We start from the raw sequence: 12,853 nt of genomic DNA on the forward strand, positions 1-12,853 counted from the left end.
GCCCGGGGGCCGAGGCGCCCCCGCGCGCCTCACGCGGCGCCCCGCCGACGCCGGGCGCGGGCGTCACCCCGTCCGCCTGGTACACGGCGGCCGTCCGCGCCTGCCAGGACCTGCGCGCCGGCACGCTCGACGGGGTGCGGCGGACGGAGTTGCTGCGCGTGATGAAGGGCCGGGCGGGCGCCCTGGCGTTCTGCGACTCGCTCCTCGGCGACGGGGGCAGTGGCGGCAGCGGGTCCGGCTCGGGCGGCGACGGCTCGGGCGGCGACGGAAGCGGCGAAGGTGGCGGCCAGGGCGAGGGCCAGGGCGGTGGCGGCTACCTGCCGCCCGGTGGCGGGTACGGCCCCAACGGCGGTGGCAGCTCTTCCCCGTCCACCTCACCGACCACCTCGCCGGAACCGGGCGGCAGCCCCAGGCAGCCCAACGGGCACCAGAGCGAGCCCCCGGCCCCGTCCTCGTCGGCCACGTCCTCGCCCGCGCCCGCGTCCTCGCCTTCGGCGCACCGCGTCCTGCCGCGCGAGCTGCTCCCCTCGGACCCGGGCGTCACAGACGGCCCGACGTCCCCCTGACGGCCCTCCTGACCCTCCTGACCTGGCATCGGACGTGCACAGCGTGGAGGGTGTGACGTTTTCCGGCGCCTTGGCGCAGTAGAGAGTGAGCCGACTGGTCATCGGCAGCGCACAGAGCCGGGGGTTCCCCCCGTACCCTCGGCTCAGCGCACAGGCGCGGACGGGGCACGTTCCCCCGGTCCCGTCCGCGCCGTCTCTTCCCTCACCGCCGAACTTCGAAGCGTCGGCGCGGCTGTGAGCAACGTCCCAGCGTGTGGGCCTCCACCGGCCGCACCCGCGCGGCTACAGTCCGCCGAAGCGAAGTCACACGGCGACAGCCCCCAGGGGAGGCAGGAAACATGGCGCGCGAGCCCGGCAGCGGACGAGTGACCGAGAGCGGGTTCCCCGTGGCACCGGTCTACGGGCCCGGCGACCTGGCCGGCTGGGACGCGGCGGAGAAGCTCGGCGAGCCCGGCGCCTACCCCTTCACCCGCGGCGTCTATCCGACGATGTACACGGGACGGCCGTGGACGATGCGGCAGTACGCCGGGTTCGGCACCGCCACCGAGTCCAACGCGCGCTACAAGCAGCTGATCGCCAACGGCACGACAGGCCTGTCCGTCGCCTTCGACCTGCCCACCCAGATGGGCCACGACAGCGACGCGCCCCTGGCGGGCGGCGAGGTCGGCAAGGTCGGCGTCGCGATCGACTCGATCGACGACATGCGCGTGCTGTTCGGCGGCATCCCGCTCGACAAGGTCTCCACGTCGATGACGATCAACGCGCCGGCCGCGCTGCTGCTGCTGATGTACCAGCTGGTCGCGGAGGAGCAGGGCGTGCCGGCGGGGCAGCTGACCGGCACGATCCAGAACGACGTGCTCAAGGAGTACATCGCGCGCGGCACGTACATCTTCCCGCCGAAGCCGTCCCTGCGGCTCATCGCGGACATCTTCAAGTACTGCAAGGCGGAGATCCCGCGCTGGAACACCATCTCCATCTCCGGCTACCACATGGCGGAGGCCGGGGCGTCGCCCGCGCAGGAGATCGCGTTCACGCTCGCCGACGGCATCGAGTACGTGCGCACCGCCGTCGCCGCGGGCATGGACGTGGACGACTTCGCGCCGCGCCTGTCGTTCTTCTTCGTCGCGCGTACGACGTTCCTCGAAGAGGTCGCCAAGTTCCGCGCGGCGCGCAGGATCTGGTCGCGCGTCATGCGCGAGGAGTTCGGCGCGAAGAACCCCAAGTCGCTGATGCTGCGCTTCCACACCCAGACCGCCGGCGTGCAACTCACCGCGCAGCAGCCCGAGGTGAACCTGGTGCGGGTCGCCGTGCAGGGGCTCGCTGCGGTGCTCGGCGGCACGCAGTCGCTGCACACGAACTCCTTCGACGAGGCGATCGCGCTGCCGACGGACAAGTCCGCCCGCCTGGCGCTGCGCACGCAGCAGGTCCTCGCGTACGAGACGGACGTCACCGCGACCGTCGACCCGTTCGCGGGCAGCTACGTCGTCGAGCGGATGACCGACGACGTCGAGACGGCGGCGCTCGCGCTGATGGAGCGCGTCGAGGACCTCGGCGGCGCGGTCGACGCGATCGAACGCGGCTTCCAGAAGGGCGAGATCGAGCGCAGCGCGTACACGATCGCGCAGGAGACCGACAGCGGCGAGCGCGTCGTCGTCGGCGTCAACCGCTACCAGCTCGACGCGGAGGAGCCCTACGAGCCCCTGCGCGTCGACCCGGCGATCGAGGCCCAGCAGGCGGCCCGCCTCGCGGCGCTGCGCGCGGAGCGCGACCAGCCCGCGGTGGACGCGGCCCTCGACGAGCTGCGCAAGGCGGCGGCGGGCGAGGACAACGTCCTGTACCCCATGAAGACGGCGCTCAAGGCGCGCGCCACGGTGGGTGAGGTCTGCGACGCGCTGCGCGAGGTGTGGGGCACGTACGTCCCGGCGGACGCGTTCTGAGCGGACGCGTCTTGCCCCGGACGCGTCTTGCCCCGGACGCGTTCTGAGCGGCTGCGTTCTGCGGCGGGCGGCCCGGGCCGGGCGGCCCGATCCGGGCCCCGCCCGGCCCGTCAGCGGCGGCGGCGCAGCGACGGGTCGAGCAGCGACGGCGGCGTGTCGAACTTCTCGTGCGCGGCGAGGTCGACCCCGGGCGCGACGACCTCGTCGATCGCGTCCAGCACGTCGGCCGGCAGCACCGTGTCCGCGGCGGCGAGCTGCGAGCGCAGGTGGTCCACCGTGCGCGGGCCGATGATGGCGCTGGTCACGGCGGGGTGCGCGGTCACGAAGCCGAGCGCGAGCTGGATCAGCGTCAAGCCGGCCCCTTCGGCTATCTTGGCCAGCCGCTCGACGGCGTCGAGCCGGGCGCGGTTGGCGGGCATGGTCATGTCGTAGCGTTCCGGCAGGAGCGACGAGCGGTTGGTGTCGAAGGGCCGGCCCTCGCGGATCGCCCCGGAGAGCCAGCCACCGGCCAGCGGCGACCAGGCCAGCACGCCGAGCCCGTACTCCTCGGTGACGGGCAGGACGTGTGCCTCGATTCCGCGCTGCAGGATCGAGTAGCTGGGCTGCTCGGTCACGTAGGGGCGCAGGCGGTGCTCCCTGGCGGCCCACTGGGCCTGCACGACGCGGTGTGCGGGGAAGGTCGACGAGCCGAAGTAGCGGATCTTGCCCGCGCGCTGCAGGTCGGTCAGCGCCGACAGCGTCTCCTCGTCGCTGGTCGTGGGGTCCCACCGGTGGATCTGGTACAGGTCGACGTGGTCGACCCCGAGGCGGCGCAGGGAGTTGTCGAGCTCGGTGACCAGCCAGCGACGCGAGCTGCCCCGGTGGTTGCGCTCGTCGCCCATCGGCATGTTCGCCTTGGTGGCGAGGACGATGTCCTCGCGCCTGCCCTTGATGGCCCTGCCGACCATCTCCTCGGACTCGCCGGCGCCGTACATGTCGGCGGTGTCGATGAGGTTGATGCCACCCTCCAGGGCGGCATCGACGATCGCGGTCGCGTCCTGTTGGGTGGTGCGCCCGATGGCGCCGAAGTTCATCGCGCCCAGTACGAGGGAGCTGACCTGCACGCCGGTGCGGCCGAGTGTGCGGTACTGCATGATGTGTTCCTCCATCGCGGAGAGCCGCCGGGGTCGCGGCGGCGTGGTCGCCCGCCGGCCGCTGTGGCATCATGACGACCAAGCGGAGCGGCGTTCCGTTAACACTGGAGAGCATACGGAGCGGCGTTCCGCTTCGCAAGCGGGCAGCCGAGGAGACGGGAAGGGAGCGGCGTGATGGCCGAAACCGACGGACGGGCCGGGCGGCCGGCGCCGCGCAAGCGCGCGGACGCGCGGCGCAACGAGCAGACCCTGCTCGACGCCGCCGCGCGCGTCTTCGTCGCCTCGGGCGTGGAGGCGCCGGTACGCGACATCGCGGCCGAGGCCGGCGTCGGGATGGGCACGATCTACCGCCACTTCCCGACGCGCGCCGACCTGATCATCGCCGTCTACCGGCACCAGGTGGAGGCCTGCGCCGAGGCCGGGCCCGCCCTGCTCGCGAGCGGCCTGGCGCCGCACGCGGCGCTGACGCGGTGGACGGACCTCTTCGTCGACTTCCTCGTCACCAAGCACGGCCTCGCCGGGGTCATGCGGTCGGGCAACCCCGGCTTCGAAGGACTGCACGAGTACTTCCTCGACCGCCTCCTGCCGGTCTGCGCCCAGCTACTCGAAGCGGCGGAGGCGGCGGGCGAGATCCGCACCGACATCAGCGCCTACGAACTCATGCGCGGCGCGGGCAACCTGTGCGTCGGCATCGAGGACGACCCCGACTTCGACGCCCGCCGCATGGTCGGCCTCCTCACGGCGGGCCTGCTCAGGCCGCTTACGGGCTGAGCGGCCCCTGCGCCGCGAGACGGTCCAGCGTGCACATCGAGCAGCTCTTCGGCGCGCGCCTGCCCGAGCTCAGGGTGCGCGAGAACGCGATCAACCTGCGCACGCCGAAACGCATGGGCCGGCTCCTGGACAGTGCCGGCAGGGCGACCGGGACCCTGATCGTCCCGGCCGCCCTGCGGCCCCCGGGCTGAGTGCGGCGGGGCTGAGGAGCGGAGGGGCGGGCCCGCGAGGGGCGGGCCCGCGAGGGGCGGGCCCGCCCCGAAGCGCCGCGCCTACCCGCGTCGGGCGGCCAGGGCGCGGGCCCGTTCCGCGAAGGCGGCCTCCGCGACCTGGCGGAATCCGGCCGCCTCGTTGACGCGCGGGAACTCCTCGTCCGGCACGGGCACGCCCAGGAACGCGCACAGCGGCTCCCAGCCCTCCTTCACCTCGAAGACGAGGAGCCGGTCCTGCGGGACGCTCGCCCGGACGTCCGCCACATGGCGTTCGAACGCGGCGACCGCCTCCTCCTCGTCCAGCTCGTTCAGCGGGCGGTCCGCGCCGACGTCCATGACGCGTGGCATCAGCTCCTGGCCCATGAAGCGGCGCAACTCCCTGATCTCCGGGTCCGGATGGTCCACGTCCGGCCGGTTCATGGAGAAGATCGTCTCCTTCGCGGAGGCGTACCAGCGGTGCGGGTCGCGTACGGTCAGCACGACCTTCGCGTCCGGCCAGGCCGCGAGCTGCTCGCGCCAGAACATGCTGGTGGGGAAGTCGACGGAGGCCCGGTACCCGTCGAGTACCCCCGCTATGTCCACAGGATCCGACGCGAGCGCGCGGCTCCAGCGGGGCAGCTGGTCGGGGTCCCTCAGCACCTCGACCATGTGGTAGCAGGGGGCGAAGCCCAGCCTCTCCAGCGCCGTCCGCAGCGAGAGCGTGCCCGTACGGCCGTAACCGGCTCCGATGACGTCCACCATGCCCGGCGTCCTCCTCCTCGACCCGCGCGGCGTCTCCGCGCGTGCCGGGAACCTACCCGGCCCGCCGGTCCGATGATCAGCCGGCGGCCGATGATCTACGCGGGCGTCACCAACCTGTGGACGTCCTTCGCGGCGTCCGTCACGCCCGACAGGAACCCCTGGGCGCGCGGCGACGCGTGGGACGTGAGCCACTCGGGGGCGATGTCGCAGACCGCGACGCGCACGCCCGTGCCGGCGAGGGCCGCGGGCAGCGTGTGGACGACCGTGGACGGGAAGCTCACGATCGTCGCGCCGATCGGGCCCCTGCGCGCGATCACCTCGAGGGGCAGGTCGGGGCGGACGATCTCCAGGCCCGTCGCCGCGTGCAGCGCGCGCAGCTTGTCCGGGCTCTCGCGGCGGTGCGCGAAGTACCGCAGCGCCCCGTGCTCGCGGGCCAGGGCCCGCACCGCCCCGGCGTACTGGGACTCGTCGAGCACGCCCGTCTCCACCAGCGACGTGCCGACCAGGTCGGCGCCGTCGATGATCCGCGGTGGGCCGAACGCGCCGCGCGTCCAAGCGAAGCGGTTCTCCGTCACCTCGATGCCCTCGGGCACCTCATGGACCGGCATCGCGGTGAACACCTCGACCGAGCGTGCCGCCGTCGGCGTGAGCCTGCGGCGGGCCGCCGCGGTGACGGGCGCGAGCACCAGTTCGCGCGGCCCGCGCGCGCCGCCGCGCCGGTGCCAGCGCACCAGGCGCTCCCCGCGCGCGAGCTGGCCGACGAACTCCATCGTCGCCGTACCGTCGTCCACCACGGTCAGCCGCTTACCCTTGACGAGCGTCAGCAGCAGCTGCACGTAGCGCGAGAAGGGGTCGCCGATCACGATCCGGCCCGACCTGTGCAGCAGCGGCGCCAGTTCGCGCACCGCCTTGAGCGGGGCGCCCGCCCCGCCCCTGGCCTCCTGCCAGCGGACCGTGAACCCCGCGTCCCTGGCCAGCTCGGCCATGCGGCGCAGCTGGCCGCGGGACATCGGGTCGGTGGGCGACAGGACGACCACGGTCAGCTCGTACGCGTCCCGCGCCGCCGGCAGGTCCGCCCACTCCAGCACATTCAGCAGCTGGACGGGACTCTCCACGAAGGCGACCGCCCGTTCGTCGCGCGGCGCGCGGCGCGCGCGTTCCTCGCCGCGGCGCGGTGCTCGTTCCCCGCTCGGAGATGGCATGGCCGGCGCCGTCAGACCCGCGCCGACTCGGCGTCGGCCACCACGCCGGAGACGCGGCGCAGCTTCTTCATCGGGCCGAGCTCCGACGCGTAGACCTGCTTCACACCGTCGCCGAGCGACGCCTCGATGGTGCGGATGTCGCGCACCAGGCGCGCGAGGCCCTGCGGCTCGACGGAGGCGGCCTGGTCGGAGCCCCACATGGCGCGGTCGAGGGTGATGTGGCGCTCGACGAACGCCGCGCCGAGCGCGACGGCCGCGAGCGTGGTCTGAAGGCCCGTCTCGTGGCCGCTGTAGCCGATCGGCACGTTCGGGAACTCGGCCCTGAGCGTGTCGATGACCCGCAGGTTCAGCTCCTCCGCCTTCGCCGGGTACGTCGACGTGGCGTGGCAGAGCAGGATGTTCTCGCTGCCGAGCACCTCGACGGCGTGCCGGATCTGCTTCGGCGTCGACATGCCGCTGGACAGCACGACCGTGCGCCCGGTGGCGCGCAGCGAGCGCAGCAGCTCGTCGTCGGTCAGGCAGGCGGACGCGACCTTGTGGGCGGGGAGCGAGTCGAACTTCTCCAGGAAGGCGACGGCCTCGGTGTCCCACGGGGACGCGAACCAGGCGATGCCCCGCTTCGCGCAGTGCTCGTCGATGGCGCGGTACTCGTCCTCGCCGAACTCCACGCGGTGGCGGTAGTCGATGTACGTCATCCGGCCCCAGGGGGTGTCGCGCTCGATGTCCCACTGGTCGCGCGGCGTGCAGATCTCCGGGGTGCGCTTCTGGAACTTGACGGCGTCGCAGCCGGCTTCGGCGGCCACGTCGATCAGCGCGATCGCGTTGTCCAGGTCGCCGTTGTGGTTGATGCCGATCTCGCCCGTGATGTAGACGGGCCGGCCGGGGCCTGCCGTGCGCGAACCGAACGTGCGCAGGCGGGAGGAGGCGTCGCTGTTCATGAACTGTCCTTAGATGTAAGCGGTGTTGTGGGGGTGGAAGGTAGGAACGGGGGACGGGGCGTGCAGCCCGGGGCCGAGCAGCCAGCCGGCGATCTCGCGGATCGCCCCCTCGCCGCCCGGTGTCGCGGTGACGGCGCGGGCGGCGGCGCGCACGGCGTCGTGGGCGCTCGCCACGGCCACGGGCCAGCCCACGAGGTCGAAGCACGGCAGGTCGTTCACGTCGTTGCCGACGTAGAGCACGCGCTCGGGTGCCACACCGTGCTCGTCGCACCACTGCTTGAGCGCGGCGTCCTTGCGGTCGATGCCGTGCAGCACCGGCACACCGAGCTTGTTCGCGCGGGCGGCGACGACGGGGTTGCGCTCCGTGGAGAGCACCAGCAGGGCGAGCCCCGCGCGGCGCAGCGCCGCCACGCCGAGCCCGTCGCCGCGGTGCACGGCGACCATCTCGCGGCCGTCCGAGTCGATGAGGACGCGGTCGTCGGTCTGCGTGCCGTCGAAGTCGAGCACGACCGCGTCGACGTCGCCGTACGCGGGCAGCGCCGCCGGGTCGAGCAGCGGCGCGAGCGCGCGTGCGCGGGCGAGGTCCTGCGGCTCGTCGATCTCCAGGACGCGCGCGGGGTCGGTCACCACCAGCTGCGTACGGCCGAAGAACCGGTGGCCCGCCGCGCGGAAGCCGTCGGCGCGCATCGCGTACGCGGCGCCGGTCTCCAGGTACTCCCGGGGCCTGTCCTGGCGGCGCGGCCGGTGCGCCTTGTCGTGGTTGACGCCGTAGCCGTCGGCGGTCTTGGCGCTCCCGGCCTCGGTCGCCCCGGCCTCGGCCGCCCCGGCCTCGCGCCAGACGAAGCCGTGCGTCGGCGCGACGGTCAGCGCGGTGTCAGCGCCGCCCGCGGTGATCGCGGCCGCCACGCCGTCCACGTCGGCGGCGGTGAGGAAGGGGCTGGTGCACTGCACGAGCAGCACCACGTCAACTGCCCTTGCACGCACGGCCTCGAAGGCGTCCATCGCATGCGCCACGGCCGCCTCGCTCGTCGCGGTGTCGCCCGCGATCGCGGCGGGACGTGTCACGACCTCGGCGCCCGCCGCGCGCGCCGCGTCCGCGATCGCCGGGTCGTCGGTGGACACGACGACGTCGGTCACCTCGCGGGACGCCCGGCAGGCCCGTACCGCGCGCACGACCAGCGGCACGCCGCCGACCCTGGCGAGGTTCTTCGCGGGCACGCCCTTGGACCCGCCGCGGGCGGGGATCACGGCGAGGACGGTCATGGCTTCTCCTTGGTGCGCGGCCGGGGTCTGTCGGACACGGCCCGGGCCCGTCACAGCTCGCCCATCCGCCGGATGACGGGCGCGACGCGCTGCACGCCGTGCCGGTACGCGCCGCGTGCCGCGTCGCGCACGGCCTGACGCACGGCCCGGCGCAGGCCGGAGGCGTCGTCGCGGGACGCGGCCGCCGCTAGCGGCCTGCCGTCCGGGTCGAGGTGGTACCGCGCGAGTAGTTGCGGCAGATAACCGGGTGCCGTGGTGCGGGTGTAGTAGGGGGCGGGCGGCGCGAGCGCGGGCCCGTCGAGCAGTGCCGCGACGCGGGCGCGCGCCTCGTCGAACGCGGCGGCGTACGAGCCGGCTCCCGTCGTGGCGTCAACGGCGTCAACGGCGTCAACGGCGTCCCCGGCGCCCACTGCGGCCACGCCCGACCTGTCGGCCCAGACGGGGTCGGCCTTCGGCCGCAGTCCTGCGTCGAGTTGGTCCCAGGAGGCCAGGCAGCCCGAGCCGACGAAGTGGTGGTTGCCGAGGGGCTCGCGGATGCCCAGGTCCGTGAGGACGGCGGTGGGGATGCGGCGGTGCAGCGCTTCGAGCGCGGCCGTGGACGAGACCGTGACGAGCAGGTCAGTGCGGTCCAGAACCTCGCCCATGTTGCCGTACACCAGGCGGAAGTTGGGCGGCAGGCCGCCCGCCGTGCGCTCCGCGAGCCGCTGGTAGGGGAACTCCTCGACGTGCGTGGTGTGTTCGCCGACCCGGCTGCGCAGCTTGAGCAGCACCTCGCGGCGCGGGTGCAGGCGGGCGTGGTCCACCAGGCGGCCCAGCAGGTACGCGCGGTCGGCGCGGGTGGCGGGCACGGACGGCTGCGCCGCGAACACCACGGTGTCGCGGCCCTCCTCGCGCTCGTAGCGCGCGCCGCCGAGGAATGGCAGCGCGGCCCGCGTGACGCCGGCCGCGTCCGCGCCGACGCCCTCGTACACGGCACGGAAACGCTGGGCGTCGTGGCGGGAGTTGGCGAGGACGACGTCGGCGCCGTGCCGCAGCAGCAGCCCGTCGGCGAGCTTCTCGTAGACGACGCCGACATAGCCGGTCACCACGACGGGCCGCCGGCCGAGGCCGAGCGCGGCGATGCCGTGCAGCATGGCCTGCACACCGCCGCCGACGAGCGCGAGGACGACCAGGTCGTACCCGCCTTCGTACCCGGCCTGTTCGACGTCTCCGGGCTCGACGCCGGCGGGCCCGGTCGCGAGCGCCCGCAGGAACTCCGCGCCGGTGACCTCGCGTACCGCGTCGGCCGCCGCGTCCACCTCCGCGAGCTGGCGAGCGGTGGGCGTGGCGCGGCCGCGCAGCAGGAAGCCGCTGAGCTCGACGGCGCGGCCTTCGGGGACGACGCGGCGCGCGGTCAGCGCGCCCCACTTCCACCGTGTGTCGGAGTCCGCGAGCACGGCGACCCGTACCGCTTGACTGGTAGCTGAGTGCACGCCGAGGACGTTAGGAAGCCGCGCCGGGCAGCGGCCCAACTCCATGGCAACAACGGGTTAACAGCGCGTCTACGCCTGGGGCGGGCGGCCCGCAGGCGGCTCGCGGGCCACCCGCGTGGGGCCGCACCGCGGCAGGTTCGCCGTGGGCGGGGGGATTTCGTCACACGCCGTTCACCCGCCGTCGGCCGGGCGTTCGCGGGCCGAGCCGGGGCGCCACCTAGCGTCCGGCGGGTGGTCAAGCTCTCCGTCATCGTGCCGTACTACAACGTGCGGCCGTTCATCACCGAAGCCCTGCGCAGCCTGCGCGCCAACGTCCGCGAGGACGACGAGGTCGTGTTCGTCGACGACTGCTCCACCGACGGCACTCCCGACGTCGTGGCCGCGTTCGCGCCCCTGCTGCGCTGCGAGGTGCGCCAGATCCGGCACGAGAGGAACAGCAGCATCGGCACCGCACGCAACACCGGGCTGCGCGCGGCGACAGGGGAGTACCTGACCTTCCTCGACGGCGACGACTGGCTGGCGCGCGACTACCTCCCCGCGCTGGTCAACGAGATCGAGCGGCTCGGCGTCGACTTCATCCGCACCGACCAGGTCCGCTGCACCGCCAGGGCGCGCACCGTCTACCGCGTGCCCATCGGCCCGCGGGGCACGGTGCTGCGCCCACGCGACCTGATACTCCCCGACACGCGCTCCACATCGGTGGACTACCCGTACTCCTGGGCCGGTGTGTTCCACCGGCGGCTGCTCGACGCGGGCCTCATGACGTTCCCCGACGGCCTGCACACCGCCGAGGACCGGCCTTGGATCTGGCGGCTGCACCGCGGCGCCACATCGTGCGCGGCCGTGGGTCACCTCGGCTACTACTACCGCCGCGGCGTCCAGTCGTCGCTCACCCAGATCGGCGACACACGCCAACTCGACTTCGTCGCCGCGTTCGACCTGCTCCTGCGCGAGACCGCCGAGGACCCGGAAGCGGACCGGCTGATGCCGAAGGCCGTCCGCACGTACTGCGCGATCATCACCCACCACCTCGGCAGGATCGACCAGTTCGAACCGGCCGTCGCAAAGCAGCTCAAGGCGATGAGCGCCGCGGCGCTGCGCCGCATGCCGCAGGACGTCCTCGATGCCACCCTGGCAGGGCTCGACCACAGGCGCGCCGCCCGGCTCACCAAACTGCGCCGCCGCCAGGCCGCCACGGAGGTGGCCGCGTGACCACCCGCATCCTCCTCGCGTCCACCCTCTACGGCGCCGCCACACTGGCCGCCGCCCTGGACGCCGGGTGCTTCGAGCCCGCCGGTCGAACCATCCTGCTGGTGTCGAACAACGCCGCCAACCCGGAGGCCACGCCCGCGCTCGACGAGATGTCCGGCTTCGGCCGGCTGCGCGACCGCTTCGACGACGTGCTGTCGTGGAACGAGGCCATCCACCCCTTCCACCCCGGCTCGTGGTCGCCGCGGCCCGATGACGTCCCGATGTGGGAACGCCACCTGAGACTGCTGTGGAACCTGGGGGACGACCCCGTCCACCTCGTCGCCGAGTCCATCCAGGTGGTGCCCGCACTGGCGATCACCGACATCTTCACCGGCGCACCCATCGACCTCTACGCGGACGGGCTGATGAGCTACGGCCCCACCCGCAACAAGATCCCGCCGCTCATCGGCACTCGCATCCGGCGCGTGCTCCACCTCGACCTCGTACCGGGCCTGCGGCCCATGCTGCTGCGGGAGTTCGGCGCGGAGCCGACGGTCGTGCCGAACGAGGCGTTCCTGAAGGTGCTCGCGCAGACCGCCGAGGACGCGCCCGAACTCCCTGTGCCACAGCCCGACTCGGACGACCGCCCCGCACTGCTGCTCGGCCAGTACCTCTCCGCCCTCTCCATCCTCACCGCGGACGAGGAGGAGGAGTTGCACGTGCGGATGGTGCGCGGTGCCCACGCACTCGGCCACCGCAGCGCCGTCTTCAAGCCGCACCCGACAGCACCCGCGCGCTTCTCGTACCGCATGGAGGAGGAGGCGCGACGGCTCGGCGTTCAACTGGCCGTCGTCGACGACCCTTTGATCGCGGAGGTGCTCTACCAGCGGCTGCGCCCCGGCCTCGTCGTCGGCTGCTTCTCGACGGCGCTGTTCACGGCCGCGTCGCTCTACGGGCTGCCCGTCGCGCGCGTCGGCACGGAGCTGCTGCTCGACCGGCTCACACCGTACGAGAACAGCAACCGCGTGCCCGTGACGATCTGCCACGAGCTGCTGCCGGATGTCGCCGACCGCGCGGCGGTCGCCGCGCAGCGACTCGACCCGGCGGCGTACGGGCTCCAGGAACTCCTGGCGGCCGTCGGGTTCGCGATGCAGCCGAAGGTCAACCCCGACCTTCGCGAGCGCGCGGAGGCCTACCTGCGCGGGCACCAAACACCGCACACGCTCGCCTACTTCAAGCGGCGCCGCCTCACCGTGCTCGACCTGCCGGGAGGGCTGCCCGCGCGGCTGGCGTTCATCCCGCGCGACGCGCGGGTGCGGGGGGTGGTGCGGCGGGTGCGGTCGCTGAGAAGGGCGGCGACGGGGGAGGGGCGCGGGTGAGCGCGCGCGGGGTGACGCCCGCGCGCGGGGCGCTCGCGGGGCCTGGCG

The 12,853-nt window shown here is 73.5% G+C and carries 11 protein-coding genes and 1 pseudogene; 6 read left to right on the top strand and 6 right to left on the bottom strand.

Annotation, left to right across the window (positions count from 1 at the left end; translation table 11 throughout):
• Together JFN87_RS27790 and JFN87_RS27795 are read left to right on the top strand one after the other, a co-directional pair.
• Positions 1-566, top strand: a pseudogene (locus tag JFN87_RS27790) (hypothetical protein); the annotation flags it as partial.
• 338 nt (positions 567-904) lie between these two features.
• Entirely contained in the window at positions 905-2,503 is a 1,599-nt protein-coding gene (locus tag JFN87_RS27795) for an acyl-CoA mutase large subunit family protein (RefSeq protein WP_209344334.1), read from the top strand.
• 110 nt (positions 2,504-2,613) lie between these two features.
• Here JFN87_RS27795 and JFN87_RS27800 read toward each other — a convergent pair whose 3' ends face one another.
• Entirely contained in the window at positions 2,614-3,636 is a 1,023-nt protein-coding gene (locus JFN87_RS27800; protein WP_209344336.1) for an aldo/keto reductase, read from the bottom strand.
• A 174-nt stretch (positions 3,637-3,810) separates the two neighbouring features.
• Here JFN87_RS27800 and JFN87_RS27805 point away from each other — a divergent pair, with 174 nt between their 5' ends.
• Both JFN87_RS27805 and JFN87_RS27810 read left to right on the top strand, forming a co-directional pair.
• Positions 3,811-4,407 (top strand): TetR/AcrR family transcriptional regulator, encoded by a 597-nt coding sequence (locus tag JFN87_RS27805; RefSeq protein ID WP_209344338.1) that lies wholly within the window; start codon positions 3,811-3,813, stop codon positions 4,405-4,407.
• 29 nt (positions 4,408-4,436) lie between these two features.
• Complete coding sequence (locus JFN87_RS27810; protein WP_209344339.1) at positions 4,437-4,598, top strand: hypothetical protein; 162 nt, start codon at positions 4,437-4,439, stop codon at positions 4,596-4,598.
• Between the two features lie 81 nt (positions 4,599-4,679).
• Here the strand turns inward: JFN87_RS27810 and JFN87_RS27815 are convergent, their stop codons facing one another.
• The 5 genes from JFN87_RS27815 to JFN87_RS27835 form a co-directional block, all read right to left on the bottom strand.
• The gene (locus tag JFN87_RS27815; protein ID WP_209344341.1) at positions 4,680-5,360 is read right to left on the bottom strand and encodes a sulfotransferase family protein; all 681 of its coding nucleotides are present in this window, start codon (positions 5,358-5,360) and stop codon (positions 4,680-4,682) included.
• Positions 5,361-5,455: 95 nt separating this feature from the next.
• Positions 5,456-6,562 (bottom strand): hypothetical protein, encoded by a 1,107-nt coding sequence (locus tag JFN87_RS27820; RefSeq protein WP_245182087.1) that lies wholly within the window; start codon positions 6,560-6,562, stop codon positions 5,456-5,458.
• A gap of 11 nt (positions 6,563-6,573) precedes the next feature.
• Positions 6,574-7,500: an N-acetylneuraminate synthase family protein gene (locus tag JFN87_RS27825; protein WP_209344343.1), complete on the bottom strand. Its 927-nt coding sequence runs from the start codon at positions 7,498-7,500 to the stop codon at positions 6,574-6,576.
• Between the two features lie 9 nt (positions 7,501-7,509).
• On the bottom strand, positions 7,510-8,763 hold the full coding sequence (locus JFN87_RS27830) for an acylneuraminate cytidylyltransferase (RefSeq protein ID WP_209344344.1): 1,254 nt from the start codon (positions 8,761-8,763) through the stop codon (positions 7,510-7,512).
• Between the two features lie 50 nt (positions 8,764-8,813).
• A complete protein-coding gene (locus JFN87_RS27835) occupies positions 8,814-10,280 on the bottom strand; it encodes a DUF6716 putative glycosyltransferase (RefSeq protein WP_245182088.1) in 1,467 nt (488 codons plus the stop codon).
• Between the two features lie 186 nt (positions 10,281-10,466).
• Between JFN87_RS27835 and JFN87_RS27840 the strand changes: the two genes are divergently transcribed.
• On the top strand, positions 10,467-11,447 hold the full coding sequence (locus JFN87_RS27840) for a glycosyltransferase family 2 protein (protein ID WP_209344348.1): 981 nt from the start codon (positions 10,467-10,469) through the stop codon (positions 11,445-11,447).
• Entirely contained in the window at positions 11,444-12,805 is a 1,362-nt protein-coding gene (locus tag JFN87_RS27845) for a polysialyltransferase family glycosyltransferase (protein WP_209344351.1), read from the top strand. Before JFN87_RS27840 ends, JFN87_RS27845 begins: the two co-directional genes overlap by 4 nt.
• The last annotated feature ends 48 nt before the right edge of the window (positions 12,806-12,853 follow it).

Origin of the sequence: Streptomyces montanisoli, assembly GCF_017813245.1 — a bacterium.
Classification (GTDB): Bacteria; Actinomycetota; Actinomycetes; order Streptomycetales; family Streptomycetaceae; genus Streptomyces; species Streptomyces montanisoli.